This is a genomic window from Aequorivita sp. KMM 9714, from assembly GCF_011065475.1.
In the GTDB taxonomy this organism is placed as follows: Bacteria; Bacteroidota; Bacteroidia; order Flavobacteriales; family Flavobacteriaceae; genus Aequorivita; species Aequorivita sinensis.
Genome location: NZ_JAAGRO010000001.1, coordinates 1,280,240 through 1,297,797, shown reverse-complemented (window position 1 = coordinate 1,297,797; position 17,558 = coordinate 1,280,240). Strand labels below are relative to the sequence as shown.

Annotated in this window: 15 protein-coding genes; 11 read left to right on the top strand and 4 right to left on the bottom strand. The window is 34.9% G+C overall.

All coding sequences use genetic code 11. From position 1 onward, the window contains the following. Positions 1 to 20: 20 nt before the first annotated feature. The 4 genes from G3A46_RS05825 to G3A46_RS05810 all read left to right on the top strand — a co-directional run bounded on the left by G3A46_RS05825 (position 21) and on the right by G3A46_RS05810 (position 4,214). The gene (locus G3A46_RS05825) at positions 21 to 647 is read left to right on the top strand and encodes a YigZ family protein (protein WP_165147356.1); all 627 of its coding nucleotides are present in this window, start codon (positions 21 to 23) and stop codon (positions 645 to 647) included. A 697-nt stretch (positions 648 to 1,344) separates the two neighbouring features. Next, positions 1,345 to 2,772, top strand: a complete 1,428-nt coding sequence (dnaA, locus tag G3A46_RS05820) for a chromosomal replication initiator protein DnaA (protein ID WP_139855115.1) — start codon at positions 1,345 to 1,347, stop codon at positions 2,770 to 2,772. An 88-nt stretch (positions 2,773 to 2,860) separates the two neighbouring features. Next, the gene (locus G3A46_RS05815) at positions 2,861 to 3,295 is read left to right on the top strand and encodes a low molecular weight protein-tyrosine-phosphatase (RefSeq protein ID WP_165147642.1); all 435 of its coding nucleotides are present in this window, start codon (positions 2,861 to 2,863) and stop codon (positions 3,293 to 3,295) included. A gap of 205 nt (positions 3,296 to 3,500) precedes the next feature. Beyond that, complete coding sequence (locus G3A46_RS05810; RefSeq protein WP_165147353.1) at positions 3,501 to 4,214, top strand: SAM-dependent methyltransferase; 714 nt, start codon at positions 3,501 to 3,503, stop codon at positions 4,212 to 4,214. 7 nt (positions 4,215 to 4,221) lie between these two features. Here the strand turns inward: G3A46_RS05810 and G3A46_RS05805 are convergent, their stop codons facing one another. From G3A46_RS05805 to dapF, 4 genes are all read right to left on the bottom strand, one after another. Beyond that, positions 4,222 to 4,872: a peptidoglycan-binding protein LysM gene (locus tag G3A46_RS05805; protein WP_165147350.1), complete on the bottom strand. Its 651-nt coding sequence runs from the start codon at positions 4,870 to 4,872 to the stop codon at positions 4,222 to 4,224. A 160-nt stretch (positions 4,873 to 5,032) separates the two neighbouring features. Next, a complete protein-coding gene (mltG, locus tag G3A46_RS05800; protein ID WP_165147347.1) occupies positions 5,033 to 6,076 on the bottom strand; it encodes an endolytic transglycosylase MltG in 1,044 nt (347 codons plus the stop codon). Positions 6,077 to 6,162: 86 nt separating this feature from the next. Next, positions 6,163 to 6,690: a GNAT family protein gene (locus tag G3A46_RS05795; RefSeq protein WP_165147344.1), complete on the bottom strand. Its 528-nt coding sequence runs from the start codon at positions 6,688 to 6,690 to the stop codon at positions 6,163 to 6,165. Continuing rightward, positions 6,687 to 7,460 (bottom strand): diaminopimelate epimerase, encoded by a 774-nt coding sequence (gene dapF / locus G3A46_RS05790; protein WP_165147341.1) that lies wholly within the window; start codon positions 7,458 to 7,460, stop codon positions 6,687 to 6,689. The genes G3A46_RS05795 and dapF overlap by 4 nt, the downstream gene beginning before the upstream one ends. Before the next feature lie 259 nt (positions 7,461 to 7,719). Between dapF and G3A46_RS05785 the strand changes: the two genes are divergently transcribed. The 7 genes from G3A46_RS05785 (at position 7,720) to secA (ending at position 17,538) form a co-directional block, all read left to right on the top strand. Continuing rightward, positions 7,720 to 9,108, top strand: a complete 1,389-nt coding sequence (locus G3A46_RS05785; RefSeq protein ID WP_165147338.1) for a trypsin-like peptidase domain-containing protein — start codon at positions 7,720 to 7,722, stop codon at positions 9,106 to 9,108. A 222-nt stretch (positions 9,109 to 9,330) separates the two neighbouring features. Beyond that, the gene (locus tag G3A46_RS05780) at positions 9,331 to 10,779 is read left to right on the top strand and encodes a glyceraldehyde-3-phosphate dehydrogenase (protein ID WP_165147335.1); all 1,449 of its coding nucleotides are present in this window, start codon (positions 9,331 to 9,333) and stop codon (positions 10,777 to 10,779) included. Positions 10,780 to 10,955: 176 nt separating this feature from the next. After that, the gene (locus G3A46_RS05775) at positions 10,956 to 12,110 is read left to right on the top strand and encodes a DUF748 domain-containing protein (RefSeq protein WP_165147332.1); all 1,155 of its coding nucleotides are present in this window, start codon (positions 10,956 to 10,958) and stop codon (positions 12,108 to 12,110) included. A 63-nt stretch (positions 12,111 to 12,173) separates the two neighbouring features. Next, on the top strand, positions 12,174 to 12,848 hold the full coding sequence (trmD, locus tag G3A46_RS05770) for a tRNA (guanosine(37)-N1)-methyltransferase TrmD (RefSeq protein ID WP_165147329.1): 675 nt from the start codon (positions 12,174 to 12,176) through the stop codon (positions 12,846 to 12,848). A 103-nt stretch (positions 12,849 to 12,951) separates the two neighbouring features. Further along, positions 12,952 to 13,524 (top strand): cob(I)yrinic acid a,c-diamide adenosyltransferase, encoded by a 573-nt coding sequence (locus G3A46_RS05765; RefSeq protein ID WP_165147326.1) that lies wholly within the window; start codon positions 12,952 to 12,954, stop codon positions 13,522 to 13,524. Between the two features lie 195 nt (positions 13,525 to 13,719). Continuing rightward, the gene (locus G3A46_RS05760) at positions 13,720 to 13,941 is read left to right on the top strand and encodes a DUF2795 domain-containing protein (protein ID WP_014782927.1); all 222 of its coding nucleotides are present in this window, start codon (positions 13,720 to 13,722) and stop codon (positions 13,939 to 13,941) included. Between the two features lie 237 nt (positions 13,942 to 14,178). Beyond that, on the top strand, positions 14,179 to 17,538 hold the full coding sequence (gene secA / locus G3A46_RS05755) for a preprotein translocase subunit SecA (RefSeq protein WP_165147323.1): 3,360 nt from the start codon (positions 14,179 to 14,181) through the stop codon (positions 17,536 to 17,538). The last annotated feature ends 20 nt before the right edge of the window (positions 17,539 to 17,558 follow it).

Below are 17,558 nucleotides of genomic sequence, written 5' to 3'. Positions count from 1 at the left end.
TAAAAATTAAAAACACACTTTTGGAAACGGAAAAAGACACATATAAAACCATTTTAAAACCATCGGAAGAAGTTCTTTATAAAGAGAAAGGAAGTAAGTTTTTTGGCTATGCTTTTCCTGTTACTTCAGAAGAAAAAATTAAAGAGCATTTAGAAGATCTTAAAAAGCAACACTACAGTGCGCGACATTGGTGTTATGCCTGGCAGTTAGGCAAAAGCTACGAACATTATCGCGCAAATGATGATGGGGAACCTTCAAATAGCGCTGGAATGCCAATATACGGTCAATTGCAATCTTTTGATGTTACTAACATATTGGTGGTAGTTGTGCGCTATTTTGGCGGAACAAAGCTTGGCGTGGGCGGATTAATTCAAGCGTATAAAACTACAGCGCAAATGGCATTAGAAACTTGCCGAATTCACACTAAAACTATAGACGAAATCTTTTTCGTGCAATGTGAATATCCTGAAATGAATACTGTAATGCGCATTTTAAAAGACGAAAACATCAAAATCGTAAATCAGAAACTTGAACTGAGTTGTGAATTCGAAATTTCGGTTAGAAAGAAAGATGCAGATAGAATTTTTGAACTTTTTGAAAATACATACAAAGTAAAAATCATCAAGGAAGAAGATAAAAAAGAGTAGTATTAGAAAAACTAACGTCTGAACAGAAATTTGATGATTTTTTAATTAAGGCGACTTGGAATTACTTATAAAATTATTGCACTTTTCAACAACCTTTATTAACAATTTAAAGTTTGAACATCCAATTGTAGATTTCAAAAACATGCTTAAATTTTAATACTTCTTTTTTTGAAATCAAGTATTAAATCTATCAATTTTCAAACAGTTTAGATTGATTATAAATTTCAAAAATAAATTGAAAATAGAAACTTTATTTTTTCAGGAAAAAGAAATTAATTTCGAATAATTTTTCCGCAAAATATGTTTAACGATTGACCGAAAAACATAAACAGTTATCGCGCTTATAACCAGCAATTTAAAACTCATCCCACTGCCTATAAGTCTTTCCGTTTAGTTCTTTTAAAACCTAAAACTTAACTAACTAAAAATAAAACAACCAACTAATTAATTTTTTAATAGGGCTTTCATATTTTTACAATTGCCTTCTTGCAAATATGTGGGCGTTTGATAAAAGTTTTTTGTAGCTTTATCGAAAGTGGAGTATGATGAAAAAAATTGAATATTTCAACCCCAAAGTGGTTTTTTTTATAACTATTTTGTTCACATATTTGCACTGTTAGGAAATAGGTCGGAAACTCTCCATCCGTTATTTTTTAGCCACATCTAAAATTAAAAATAAATTATTCAAGATTAAATTATGAGCAAGACTGCGGAATCGGTTTGGAATAACTGCTTGGCTTTTATAGAAGACAACATTTCTTCTCAAGCATATAAAACATGGTTCGAACCAATTAAAGCCGTTAAATTAGCTGACTGCTCTCTCAGCATACAAGTGCCAAGTAAGTTTTTTTACGAATGGCTAGAAGAGCACTATGTGAAAATTTTAAAGGTTGCTCTTACCAAAGAATTAGGTAAGAACGCTAAGTTGGTTTATATAATCCGTATGGAAAATACATATGGTAATAAGCAGCCCTTTACTGAAAAAATTCCTAGTGCAAACCGCAGCAATTTACGATCACAAGAAATTGATGTACCATTAAAAAATAAAAGTCCTGAATTAAAAAATCCATTTGTAATTCCTGGAATTAGAAATGTTAAGATAGAATCTCAATTAAATCCTAATTACAACTTTGAAAACTTCCTAGAAGGAGAGTCTAACCGTTTGGCACGCTCTGCAGGTTTAGCAGTAGCAAACAAACCAGGAGGAACATCATTTAACCCACTGTTGATATTTGGAGGGGTAGGTTTAGGAAAAACTCACTTAGCACATGCTATTGGTGTTGACATAAAAGATAAATATCCAGAAAAAACTGTTCTGTATATTTCTGCTGAAAAATTCACACAACAATATATAGAATCTGTTACTAAGAATAATAGAAACGACTTTATTCACTTCTATCAAATAATAGATGTATTAATAGTTGACGACATTCAATTGCTTTCGGGTAAAGCTGGAACTCAAGATGTTTTCTTCCATATTTTCAATCATTTACACCAAAATGGAAAGCAGGTTATCTTAACAAGTGATAAAGCACCTGTAGATATGATTGATATCGAACAGCGATTACTATCACGCTTTAAGTGGGGATTATCTGCAGAATTAAATCACCCAGATTACGCCACAAGAATTGCAATTATAAAGAGTAAATTATACCGTGATGGTGTTGATATGCCTGAAGACATTATAGAGTTTTTGGCAAACAACATCAAAACCAACATACGTGAACTTGAAGGCGCTATTATTTCTTTAATAGCTCATTCATCATTCAACAAAAAAGAAATTACAATTGATCTTGCTCGTAAGATTGTTGACAACTATGTGAAACACACCAAGCGTGAAGTTTCTATAGAATACATTCAAAAAGTAGTTAGTGATTATTTCCAAATGGATGTAAGCACGCTTCAGTCTAAAACGCGAAAAAGACATATTGTACAAGCTAGACAATTGGCGATGTTCTTTGCTAAAAAACTAACCAAAGCATCACTAGCTTCTATCGGCTCACAAATAGGTCAGCGAGATCACGCAACTGTATTACACGCATGTAAAACTGTTGATAATCTTTCTAGCACCGATAAGCAGTTCCGTAAGTATGTTGAAGATCTAAACAAAAAGTTGACTTTATAATTTAGTTCTTATTTAGAATTAAGCATATAATCGTTTACTTTATTTTAAAAATCTTTAAATTTTCATTTTGGCAAAAACAAAAGTTTTAATGGTATGTCTAGGCAATATTTGCCGGTCTCCTTTAGCCGAAGGTATTTTAAAATCTAAAGTTGATTCGTCAAAGGTAATTGTAGACTCAGCAGGTACTGGTAGTTGGCACGTAGGCAGTAAACCAGACAGCAGAAGTATTGCAGTTGCTAAAAAAAATAATTTAGACATAACCGATCAACGCGGAAGACAATTCAGCGTTAGTGATTTTGATGAGTTTGACCACATATACGTTATGGATAATTCCAACAAAGAAAACGTGCTGGATCTTGCGAAAAATGACGAGCATAGAAGTAAGGTAAAACTTATTTTAAACGAAATATTCCCTGGAGAAAATGTAGATGTTCCAGATCCCTATTACGGAGGAGATTCAGGCTTTGATAATGTTTACAAAATGCTAGATGAAGCTTGCGAAGTAATTGCTAATAAACTTTAATAAACACTTCCAGCTTTTTAGTAGTTATTAATATTTAACGCTAATAATTAATAACACTCAATCTTACCTAATTTGAAGAAAACATACTTTCTGACAATAAGGAAATGAATGTATCAAGTTTGAGTACAGGTCTATACCTCACCAAAATAACTTCTGAAAAAGAACAAGCTGTTATCGAAAGATTAATAACTCAATAATAACAATAATGAGGCCCGAAAAAGGAAAACTTTACCTTATCCCCTGCCCTTTAGGCGACGTATCACCTTTAGCTGTGCTTCCGGCATCAGTACAAACTACTATTGAAAAAATAGACCATTATATTGTAGAGCATCAAAAAAATGCTAGGAGGTTTATAAAAAGTATTTCCCCAGAAAAAGAACAATCTTCTTTAAAGCTTCAAGAAATAAACAAATTCACTCAGCCTGAAGAAATTCCCGCTATGCTTAATCCTTGTTTAGAAGGATTTGACGTGGGAGTTATAAGCGATGCTGGTTGTCCTGGCATTGCCGATCCTGGTGCAAGAGCGGTTCATTACGCTCACGAGAATGATATAAAAGTAGTGCCTCTTGTAGGACCATCTTCTATTTTACTTGCAATGATGGCAAGTGGTTTTAACGGACAAAACTTCACCTTCAATGGATATTTGCCCATCGAGAAAAGTGAAAGAAAATCTGAATTAAAACGTCTAGAAAAGCTGTCTAAAGACTTCGATCAATCACAGCTTTTTATTGAAACGCCATATCGTAACAACCAGATGCTTCAAAGCTTGATAGACATCTTAAATCCACAAACTAGAATATGTGTTGCTTGTGACATTACTTTGCCTTCGGAGTACATTAAAACAGCTCCAGCGAGTGTGTGGAAAAAAATAAAGGTGGACCTTCATAAAAGACCCACCTTATTTATCATTCACGGATAGTGTTTAATTACATTATCCTTGGTTTTCTATTAGGCACAATATGTGAAGTATCATAGCCTGAAAACTTTCGTAGGTAGTAACGGATGGAAGTGCCATTAGCATCTTCAAAACCATCTGCACCGCCACTTCTAAGGAACTTCTTTACATTTCCAGCTCCTGCTAAATGCGCTGCCGCTAGGATACCAGATTCTGTAACTTTAACCCCTCCTACTACTTTGCCTACAGTTCGTTTAATATCTTTACGTAAAATCCACTTGTTTAAAGAAGTGTAAGCCATAAAAGCTGCTTCTTGTTGACGAGTGTTATAAAGAAAGTTATCAGCATCTCTAAGTCCCATCATTTTCAGGGTGTTTTTTGAAAACTGATATTTTCCCATATACCCATAAGGGTTAACAACGTGATAATCCCCTCTCGATTCTTTAAAACCAAGAGCTTCTTTAAATCCTAAATAAGATTTTCCTAAGAATAAATAGTACTTAGGTTTCAGAGGAGCGTCTAACGGAACTAGCTCGTCTTCTGTGGGCACATTGTAGTTCAACTCCATACCTTCAGTACTAAAAACTGAAAAATCGTAGTTGCTTTCATTTGCATTAAAACCTGTCCCTACTATTACGGTAACAACAAGTAAAGTGATAATAAAATAATATCTTTTTTTCATTCATTCTAAAATTCGGGTGTATTGCTACACCTTCTTTTGAGGGCGCAAAGATAAGACTTTTTTTAAAAACCTGATTTACAAGATGTTAATTAAATGTGAAAGAAAGATAAACCTCTATTTCTAAAGGGTTAAGAAGGTAAATAAATTTAAATGTGAATAATTAACGATTTAGACCTTGACTATTTACCCAACGAACATATTGTGCTTTATTCGCATTGTGTTGGGCTAGATTTTTTGCAAACTTATGGTAGCCAAAATTAGTAACATCGGCCACAAAGTAATAATAATCGTGTTGCTCCGGATTTAAAACAGCATCAATCGAAGAAATATCGGGCATTGCAATTGGACCTGGCGGAACTCCTGCATATTTATAAGTATTATAAGGCGAATCAAGTTCTAAATCTTTATATAGCACACGTTTAATCACTTGGTCATAATCATTTGTCTCACGTTTTAAAGCATATATAACCGTAGGATCCGCTTGAAGTAACATCCCTACTTTTAATCGATTAAGATAAACCCCTGCCACTCTAGGGCGTTCATCGACTTTTGCAGTTTCTTTTTGAACAATTGCTGCCAAAGACATTACCTGCTCCTTTGTGAGGTTTTGTTTTTTAGCCTTTTCAATTCGTGAATCGCTCCAAAAACGTTCGTATTCTTTTTTCATTCGTTCACGAAAAGTTTCTGCTGAAGTGTTCCAATAAAATTCATAGGTATTTGGAATATAAAGCGAAAGCGCTGTATCATCATTTAACCCTACTTCTTTTAAAAATTCAGGATCACGCATAGCCGTAATAAGTGAAGTGCTATCCGCTTCAATTTGTCTAGAAATATGTCCTGCCAAATTTTCCAATCGTTCCTGATTATTGAATTTTATATTTATAGGAATGTTTTTACTTCTCAGAGTGTTTACAATATCGTTATTGCTCATTCCTTTTCTGATAATAAAATGACCAGCTTTAATACTAGAAGAATATTGTTTTCTGTCTGCTATTGCCAAAAAAGAATCTGGATTATCTATTAGCGGTTCTAATTCATCAATTACATCATGAATAGTAGCATCGGTTGGGATATATACGTGAGCTTCATTATTGTTGAATGCTGTATTTGGAGTAAAAGCTGTATTGTAAACATACCAAGCAAATCCGCCCATGGCAACGGCACCTAATAATACTATAGCTATTAATATTTTTTTAATGTACATTATATTTGATTATGAATTGACTAGTTATAATTGTTTAAGTGGGCAAGTAGATTTAGTAAACTTCAGTTTGCAGCGCCTAACGAAAGTTAATCTTGAATGCGTTGATAAATATATTCACTTTTGAATTTCCTGTCGGAATAAATCCAATCTTTTTTAATTCCGTTTTGTATGAAGCCTGCTTTTTCAAAAAGTTTCATACTCCCGATATTATCTTCAGTAATTCCTGCGTGAATTTGATGAAGATTTAAATGCTTAAAAGCATAATTACAGGTTAGCTCTAACGCTTCATAAGCAAAACCTTTTCGTTTATTTTCATCAGAAAATATAACAATTCCCACTCCTGCTCTTTGATGTTTGGGATCAAAATCGAAAAGATCTATAAAGCCGATAATGGCTTCATCGTCACTTTTACAAATTGTTAAACGCAATTGCTTTACATCGTAAATGTCGCGGTGACTGTTTTGTAAATATTGTTGTAGGATAAATCTAGAAAAAGGTGTAGTAGTATTACTAACCTCCCAAAGCGACTCAGTGTTTTCTAAAATATAGAGAAAATCTATATCGGAAGGTTCCAAAGCACGTAAATATAAGTTCTCTCCTATTAGTGTGTTCATTTCCAAATACCTTTAAAAACTTGCGTTGCTGGCCCTTCTAAATATACATTCTCATAACCTTTAGCAGTTTTTTCAAAACTAACTTGAAGATTTCCTCCTGGGGTGATTAATGAAATATTGTTATTTGATGTCTTTCCAGTTTCAAACATTGCTATTGCTACAGCTGTAACTCCTGTTCCACAAGATAGTGTTTCATCTTCTACGCCGCGCTCATAAGTTCTAACTGAAAAAGTGTCAGGATTTTCTTGTTCAACAAAATTTACATTTGAACCTTCTTTACCATAAATATTATTGCGGATTTCTTTTCCTTGTGCAAAAACATTGAATGCCTTAAGGTTGGAAACCAATTGAACGTGATGTGGCGATCCCGTATTTAAGAAGGTATAATTTTCTGAAGTATTTAGTGTTTCAATATCATTCATTTTCAAAGAAACCCAATCATCTTCAACTGATGCTTCATGCAATCCGTCAACAGCTTCAAAAGTTGTGTTTTTTGAAATAATCCCTAAAAACTTTGCAAAGTGCACTATGCATCTTCCACCGTTACCACACATTGTACTTAAGTTTCCATCACTATTATAGTACACCATTGTAAAATCTGCCGATGGATTGTTTTCTAATAGTAATAAACCGTCTGCACCAACGCCGAAACGACGGTCACAAATTTTTGCTACAAGAGCTGTATCTTCTTTCGGGAAAAACAAATCGCGATTATCTATAATCACAAAATCATTTCCTGTTCCTTGGTATTTATAAAAGGTGAATTCCATATCAGCGCAAAGATATAAAAAGCCGCTACGAGTTGGAGGATAGTAATTGAGTTAAATACAAGTTAAAACAGGTTTTATGGCACACTATTTTCAGGCTATGCTTGTTAAATTTGTTAAGCTGTGATAAAATTCGTTGGCAAAATGATTTTTCAATATACCTTACCCTTAGACAAGAAACATCTGAATTGCAGAATGATACAGCGAAAATCAAAATCTCATTTGATTTAAAAAATTAGTATTAATTAAAAAATGTTATACAATGAAACAAACATTCCGTTTATTTCTAGTAGCGCTATTTGCGGGCGCCATTACACTAGGAGGCTATAAGTATCTAGAAGACGAAGAGCGTATTTCATTTGCTCCGCAAGAAACATCAAAATTTATCCCTACTACCTATTTAGGAACTGCAGCTGAAATGAGTACCGATTTTACTGAAGCTGCCGAAAAAACAGTTCACGCAGTAGTTCACGTAAAAAACATAACAGTAAGCAGACAACCTACCAATATATTCGAGTTTTTTCAAGGTGGTGGTCAGCCACGAGCTATGGTAGGTAGTGGTAGTGGAGTAATTATTTCGCCTGATGGATATATTATTACCAACAACCACGTAATTGCCAATGCTTCAAATCTAGAGGTTACTTTAAATAACAATAAGGTGTATAAAGCAAAACTAATAGGTACAGACCCTTCAACAGATATTGCGCTTTTAAAAATTGATGATGAGGAGGAGCTTCCATTTATTCCCTTTGGAGATTCAAACAATATAAAGATTGGCGAATGGGTTCTTGCAGTAGGAAATCCATTTAATCTTACTTCAACAGTAACAGCTGGAATTATTAGTGCAAAAGCACGTGATTTAAATCAATTTGACGGGAATCCGCAGTCGTTCATTCAAACTGATGCTGCTGTAAATCGCGGAAATAGTGGTGGTGCTTTAGTGAATACAAGAGGTGAATTAATTGGAATAAACACCGCAATAACTTCAGAAACTGGAAGTTTTGTTGGATATTCCTTTGCTGTTCCTTCAAACAATGCACGAAAAGTAATTGAAGATATTCTTGAATATGGAAATGTACAACGTGGAATTTTAGGAATTCAAGTTGGCAACATAAATCCTCAAATCGCTGAAAAATATGGAATCACCGATACAGAAGGAGTATTTGTTGGAGGCATAGAAAAAGGAAGCGGTGCAGACAAAGCTGGAATTAAAGAAGGTGACGTTATTAAGCAATTAGATGGTTTTAAAGTTTCAAAATTTGCTGATCTTTCAGGGTATTTAGGTTCTAAAAGACCTAACGACGTGGTTGAAGTAACTGTACTTCGCAACGGAAATGAAAAAACTCTAGCAGTTAAACTAATAAAGCTAGAAACATTTTCAATGGATGATTTAGGATTAGAAGTAAAGAATATTACTGCTGAAGAATTAAAAGAACGCGGACTTAAAAACGGAGTAATTGTAACTCGTGCTCTTACCCCTGAAATTGCTCAATACAAGCTTGAAGGAATAATAATTACAAAAATCAACGACGAAACCGTAATAGACATTGATGATGTAAAGCGAATTATGATGAAACGCAACACCCGCACACCTATAAAAATGACTTTCATGGATACAGCAGGAGGTATTAATACCTTTATATTTAGGTAGATTAAATTCTGAGAAAATTTAAATCAACTAAATGAAAAAAATTCTAGTTGGTTGAACGCAGTCGAGAACGTATAAGTTGTATTTAACTTTTAGTTCTCGACTGTTCTTTTATAGTCTTTTAAATACTTTTCAAGTCACAGGTTTTTATTTACTGTTTATATTTCTTCAAAATGATGAAAAAGAGTACTTTTGCAACAAATTTAAACCCTTAAATCCTTCCTTATGAGTTTTGATGACGTTTATGAAAAAGAACTGTCTTTTCAAACTGATCGCCGAAAAGCTTCAGTAGAATTTATTAAAATCATTAGCGACCTTTGGTACGATAAGTCCATTGAATTGGTGCTTTTCCGTAACCAACTTATAGACCGCAATGTGAGCGAAATATTAAACCTTCACGAATATGCGGGTGAATTTGTACAAAAGCCAATTTCAATTTTTGACTCTGTTGAAATTGCTCAAGCAATAAAAACGTTAGACCTTCCACCAGCTAAATTAGACATTGGAAAACTTACTTACGAATTCCACTTGGAAGACGACAAGTATTCAAACGCTCTTGCATTTGTTTCAGCAAAACTAAAAGATGCAAAAGAAGCTAAAACTGTTGTTCCTAAAGACGTAGTGCTTTATGGATTTGGTCGTATTGGTCGTTTATTAGCTCGTGAGCTAATGGGCCGTACTGGTCAAGGTAACCAACTTCGCCTACGTGCAATTGTAGTTCGCGGAAACGTAGACCAAACTGTATTAGACAAGAGAGCTTCATTACTTCAAAACGACTCTGTTCACGGTGAATTCCCAGGAACTGTTCGTACAGATCTTGAAAACAGCGCGTTAATCATTAATGGTACTACAGTTCATATCATTTCAGCAAATAACCCTGAAGATATCGACTACACTAAATACGGAATTGAAGACGCATTAATTATTGATAACACAGGAGCTTTCCGTGATAAAGAAGCTTTAAGCGGTCACTTAAAAGCAAAAGGTGCTTCAAAAGTATTATTAACTGCTCCAGGTAAAGGAGTTCCAAATATCGTTCACGGTGTAAACCAAAACGAACACGATCCTAACACAACCGATATATTCTCAGCTGCTTCTTGTACTACAAACGCTATTACGCCTATTCTAAAAGCGGTAGAAGATTCATTCGGTGTAGTTCGTGGTCACTTAGAGACTATTCACGCATACACAAACGACCAGAATCTTGTAGATAATATGCACAAAAAATACCGTCGTGGTCGTGCTGCTGCATTAAACATGGTTATTACTGAAACTGGTGCTGGAAGTGCTGTTGCTAAGGCATTACCAGAATTAGCTGGTAAACTTACAAGTAACGCTATTCGTGTTCCTGTTCCTAATGGTTCACTTGTAGTATTAAACCTTGAGCTTGCTAAGCCAACTTCAGTTGAAGATATTAATTCTGTAATGAAGAAATACGCTTTAGAAGGTGATTTAGTTGAGCAAATTAAATACTCATTAAACAATGAGTTAGTGTCTAGCGACATTGTTGGCTCTTCTGCTCCTGCTATTTACGATAGCAATGCAACTATCGCTACTGAAGATGGTAAAAACGTTGTACTATACATCTGGTATGATAACGAATATGGTTATAGCCACCAAGTAATTCGCCTAGCGAAATACATCGCTCAAGTAAGAAGGTTTACTTATTACTAGTAGCTAAATACAAGGGTAGATTTTAAGTTCCCTTAGTTTATATCTTTGCGTCCTCACTGATTCTGTGATAAATCATTATCTCAAAATCATTAGGACGCAAAGTTTTTTTTATGAGTTCATTAACTGAGAATTATTAGGCTTTCTCTCAAATTTGTTTGATTTATATTTAGACTTTCATGTCACTAGAGAAAAAGCGATCTTACCTCAAAAAAAAGCGATTCATAATTCCATTAGCATTTTTAATCCTAATTTTCGCTTTTCGCTTATACCTTCCTTTTTTCTTAAAAAATCATTTAAATAAAACTCTCAATAATATTTCTGGGTATTACGGTAAAGTGGAGGATGTTGATGTTTTTATATTTCGTGGGGCTTACACTATAAAAGGACTACACTTAAATAAAAACACTACAAAATCTCAAAAGCCCCTTATCAGCATACCTAAAACTGATATTTCTATTGAATGGAAAACGCTGTTTAAAACCAAGTTAGTAAGTGATGTTGTTTTGACTAATCCAGAAGTCACTTTTTCTTTAAAAGAAAATGAAACTAATGGAATAAACGTAAATGATTGGCCAAAAATCTTTAAGGAGCTCATAATGATAGACTTTAACCGTCTTGAAGTTAAACAGGGAAAATTAACTTTCTTGGAAGATTATGAGCAACCCAATATATTTTTTGAAATTAACGATATAGCTCTTTACACCGACAATTTGAGTAATGTTGTTGAAAAGAAAAGGCTACTAAACTCCCCTATCCGAGCATCAGGTTTCACCCCTAGCAATGCAAAGGTATCTTTAGAAGGTTATATGAATTTTTCAAAGAAAATCCCTGACATGGATTTGTTTTTCACAGTTGACAACACAGAAACAAGCAGTTTAAATAACTTTACAAATCACTACACAGGTTTAGAATTTAAGCAAGGTAATTTCAGTGTAAAAAGTGAGGTAACTGTTATAAACGAAAACATAAAAGGTTATGTTAAGCCAATATTTTCAAATACGCAATTAACAGGAAACGCAGAAAACTTTACAGTTGAAATCTGGGATGGATATTCTGAATTTTTTAATTTTATTTTAAAGAATCAGAACCTTGAAACATTCGAACAAAAAGTGTTTTTTGAAGGAAGTTTAAAAAATGAAAATTCTGATGCTTGGTCTAGTTTAGAAGACATTTTTAAAAATGCGTGGATAAAAACTTTTTCTAAAAGCAACCATGAAATTAAAGATAAACCTATGAAACTCACGCCACAACAAAAACGTGAGTTACGTAAAAAAGCGCGAGATGAAGAACGCGCTAGACGTAAGAAGGAACGAGAAATCAAGAATGGTTGATTTTAAGAGCCAAATCCTTACTTTTACCATAATTAAAATCACACATCATTTAAGATCATCCCAATGCGAATCGATATAATTACCGTCCTACCTGAATTACTTCAAAGTCCGTTTGAGGCATCTATTTTAAAACGTGCCATAGAAAAAGGATTAGTGGAAGTTCACACCCACAATCTACGCGATTGGTCTACTAATGCTTATAAACAAATAGACGATTATCAATTTGGTGGTGGCGCAGGAATGGTAATGATGATTGAACCCATCGATAAATGTATTTCCGAATTAAAAGCAGAAAGAGATTACGACGAAATAATCTATATGACGCCAGATGGGAAAACTTTTAATCAACAAGTTGCCAATGAGCTTTCGCTAAAAGGAAACATTATTATCCTTTGCGGTCACTACAAAGGTGTAGATCAACGTGTTCGCGATCATTTTATCACTAGAGAAATATCTGTGGGCGATTTTGTGTTAAGCGGTGGCGAACTTGCAGCAGCCTTAGTTTGCGATGCAGTTATCAGATTGCTTCCTGGGGTATTAGGTGATGAAACTAGTGCTTTGACAGATTCTTTTCAAGATAATCTATTAGCCCCGCCAATCTATACCCGTCCAGCAGAATACAAAGGCTGGACTGTCCCTGAAGTTCTTACAAGTGGTCATGCTGCAAAAATTGAAGAATGGCGTGAAGAACAAGCTTATAAACGCACAAAAGAACGCAGGCCAGATTTATTAGATTAGCTTTTTATACAATTACACACTAATTTGTTTCTTACACCAAACCACTTACTATTTAGTATAGTATTTTGTAAATTTGGTAATCACAAACAAGATTATAATTAAAATGAAAATATATACAAAAACTGGTGATGCAGGTACTACCGCTCTTTTTGGTGGCACACGCGTTCCCAAGCACAATATTAGAATTGAAAGCTACGGTACTGTAGATGAACTAAATTCGTATTTAGGGTTAATTCGCACACAAGATATCGATCCTCGTAGTAAAGAAATTCTCACATTTATTCAAGATAGGTTATTTACACTTGGAGCAATTTTAGCTACTGACCCTGCAAAAGCTACTTTAAAAAGTGGAAAAGAGCGGTTAAACATCCCTAAGATTGAAGAAGAAGACATAGTGCTATTGGAAACAGAAATGGACAAAATGAATGATGCACTACCCCCTATGACGCATTTCATTTTGCCAGGTGGCAACACTACAGTGTCATATTGTCACATTGCCCGTACGGTATGCCGTCGAGCTGAACGTCGAGCAACGCTTTTAAATGAAAATGAACCTGTTGACAACCGTGTGCTGATGTATTTAAACCGACTATCTGACTACCTATTTGTACTGGCACGAAAGTTGTCTAAGGATAGCAACGCGGAAGAAACAAAGTGGATTCCGGAAAAATTATAATAGAATTAATTAAAAATCAGAAACAGCAGAACAACAGCATTTTAGCTAAAATAACTTATTAACAATGCTATTCGTAACTGTCTGATAATCAAAGTTTAAAAAACGTTCTTTAAAATATTGTAGAAATAATTTAGTTTTTACTTGACTTTCTAAACTAAAAAATTATTTTTGCAGAAAACTAAAACCTAAAGTGCTATGTACTGGACATTAGAATTGGCATCATATTTAAGCGATGCACCCTGGCCCGCAACCAAAGATGAATTGATTGATTACGCGATCAGGACTGGTGCTCCACTAGAAGTAGTGGAAAACCTTCAGGCAATTGAAGACGAAGGCGACTCTTACGACTCTATTGAAGAGATTTGGGCGGATTATCCTACCGACGACGATTACCTTTGGAACGAGGATGAGTATTAATACCCAAAACATTTTGGGAAACATTAAAAAATAATATAAAAAGTCTCTTCAAAGGGGCTTTTTTTTTATTCAAATTTTATTGAAAATAAACCACTATTCACGAATTCAAAATATAGTATTCGTGTATTTTTGGTGAAAAATTAATTATTGCAGATTCACAATTGTAGGATTCTGAAATAATTCAACATTGACGAAATAGTGCTCTGCATCTGCATCACTTCAAAATAAATTAATATCATGGGAATATTAGATAATGTATTAAAAATATTTGTTGGCGATAAGTCTAAAAAAGACATCGGCCAAATACAACCGTTGGTGAACGAAGTAAAAAAACACGAAGCAGCCCTTGAAAAATTATCCCACGATGAGCTACGCGCAAAATCAGAGTTCTTCAAAAAAGAAATAAAAGACGCTCAAGCCGATATTCAGAAGCAAATTGATGATCTTGAAAAAGAGTCTGAAAACGAAGAAGACATCAATAAAAAAGAAGAAATCTATAACCAAATAGATAAACTTAAAGACGATCGCTACGAGGTAGAAAAAGCGACTCTTACCAAAATTCTTCCTGAAGCTTTTGCTGTTATGAAAGAAACCGCAAAACGCTTTAAAGACAACGAAACAATTACAGTTACCGCTTCACCTTTCGACCGCGAGCTTTCAGCAAATAAAGATTATGTAACTCTTGATGGCGATAAAGCTATTTGGAAAAACTCTTGGGATGCTGCCGGAAAACCTATTACCTGGGATATGGTGCATTACGATGTTCAGCTAATCGGTGGTATTGCACTTCACGAAGGAAAAGTTGCAGAAATGCAAACTGGGGAAGGTAAAACATTAGTTGCTACCCTACCTATGTACCTAAATGCACTTGCAGGAAACGGAGTTCACCTTGTAACTGTAAACGACTACCTAGCAAAACGTGATAGCGCGTGGATGGCACCATTATTCAATTTCCACGGAATGACAGTGGATTGTATAGACTATCACCGCCCAAACTCTGAAGAAAGAAGAAAAGCATATTTAGCCGATATTACGTACGGAACAAACAACGAGTTTGGTTTCGATTATCTACGTGATAACATGGCTCACTCACCAAACGATCTTGTTCAACGCCCACATCACTACGCAATTGTCGATGAGGTGGATTCTGTATTAATTGACGATGCTCGTACACCACTTATTATTTCAGGACCAGTTCCAGAAGGTGATCGTCACGAATTCAACGAACTTAAACCACAGATTAATAATATTGTTGAGGTTCAGAAAAAATACCTAACAGGTGTTTTAGCTGAAGCGAAAAAACTTATTAAAGAAGGAAACGAAAAAGAAGGTGGTTTCCAATTACTACGTGTTTATCGTGGTTTACCAAAAAACAAAGCACTTATTAAATACCTTTCAGAAGAAGGTGTTAAGCAAATTCTTCAGAAAACGGAGAATCATTATATGAGTGACAACAATCGCGAAATGCCAAAGGTAGATGCCGAGCTTTATTTCGTAATTGATGAGAAAAACAATCAGATAGAACTTACCGACAAAGGTGTAGATTATCTATCAGGCGAAGGAGATTCTAATTTCTTCGTAATGCCAGAAATAGGATTAGAGATAGCTCAAATTGAAGCTAAAGGTCTTTCAAAAGAAGAAGAAGTAGCAGCAAAAGAAGAGCTTTTCCGCGAATTCTCTGTTAAGAGTGAGCGTATCCACACTATGAATCAACTTTTAAAAGCTTACACGCTTTTTGAAAAAGACGATCAATATGTAGTGATGGATAATAAAGTTATGATTGTAGACGAACAGACCGGTCGTATAATGGATGGTCGTCGTTACAGTGATGGACTTCACCAAGCAATTGAAGCGAAAGAAGATGTGAAAATTGAAGCAATGACTCAAACATTTGCTACAGTTACACTTCAGAATTACTTCCGTATGTATCGCAAACTGTCAGGTATGACGGGTACAGCTGTTACAGAAGCAGGAGAACTTTGGGAAATCTACAAACTTGATGTGGTAGAAATTCCAACCAACCGCCCAATTGCACGTTTTGACCGGGAAGATAAAATTTATAAAACTAAACGTGAAAAATACAACGCTGTTGCCGAAGAGGTTACAGCACTTTCACAAGCAGGGCGTCCTGTACTAATTGGTACTACTTCTGTAGAAATTTCAGAATTGTTAAGTAGAATGTTGAGTATTCGCAATATTCCACACAACGTACTTAACGCGAAACTTCACAAACGTGAAGCAGATATTGTTGCTGAAGCTGGTAAAGCTGGTATTGTAACTATTGCTACAAACATGGCAGGTCGTGGTACCGATATTAAGCTTAGTAAAGAAGTAAAAGAAGCCGGTGGACTAGCAATTATAGGTACCGAACGTCACGATTCACGTCGAGTTGATAGACAGTTACGTGGTCGTAGTGGTCGTCAGGGAGATCCAGGAAGTTCACAATTCTACGTTTCGTTGGAAGACAACCTAATGCGATTATTCGGAAGCGAGCGTATCGCGAAGATGATGGATAGAATGGGCTTGAAAGAAGGCGAAGTTATTCAGCATAAAATGATTTCAAAATCTATTGAGCGTGCACAGAAAAAAGTAGAAGAAAACAACTTTGGTGTTCGTAAAAGACTACTTGAATACGATGATGTTATGAATGCGCAACGTGAAGTTGTTTACAAACGTCGTTACAACGCATTATTCGGAAACAGACTTCGTGTAGATATCGCAAATATGATTTTCGATACTTCTGAAGTTATCACTGAGTCTAACAAAATGGCTCAAGATTTCAAGAATTTTGAGTTCGAACTTATTCGTTACTTCTCAATGAGTTCTCCAATTACTGAAAAGGAATTCGAGAAAATGGATAGCAAGACAATTGCAGGTAAAGTTTACAAAGCTGCTTATGTTCACTATCAAGATAAAATGGCTCGTAACGCTGAAATGGCTTACCCAGTAATTAAGAATGTTTACGAAACTCAAAAAGATATATACAAGCGAATTTTAGTGCCATTTACTGATGGTGTAAAAACACTAAATGTTGCAACAGATCTTGAGAAAGCATATGAAACTGAAGGAAAGCAGTTAGTTCACGATTTTGAGAAAAACATCACACTTGCTATTATAGACGATGCTTGGAAAACACATTTACGTAAAATGGATGAACTTAAGCAATCGGTACAACTTGCGGTTCACGAACAAAAAGATCCTTTATTAATTTATAAGTTTGAAGCTTTTGAATTGTTTAAGGAGATGATTGAGAAAGTAAATAAAGATGTTATTTCTTTCTTATTCAAAGGTGAACTACCACAAGAAAACCAACAGCAAATTCAAGAAGCACGTGAAGTTAGACGTAAAGAAAAACTAAGCGAACAGAAGGACGAAATCCCAAATATGGATGAGCGTGCTGCTCAATCTCGTGCGGCCGGTAATACGCAATCACAACAACAGCAGGTAACTGAAACTATTGTACGCGAACATCCAAAAATCAATCGTAACGACAAGGTAACTATCAAACACGTTATGAGTGGTGAAAACAAAACGATGAAGTACAAACAAGCTATTCCGCTTTTAGACAAAGGAGATTGGGTATTGGTAAACGAATAACCGATATTAATTTCTTATAA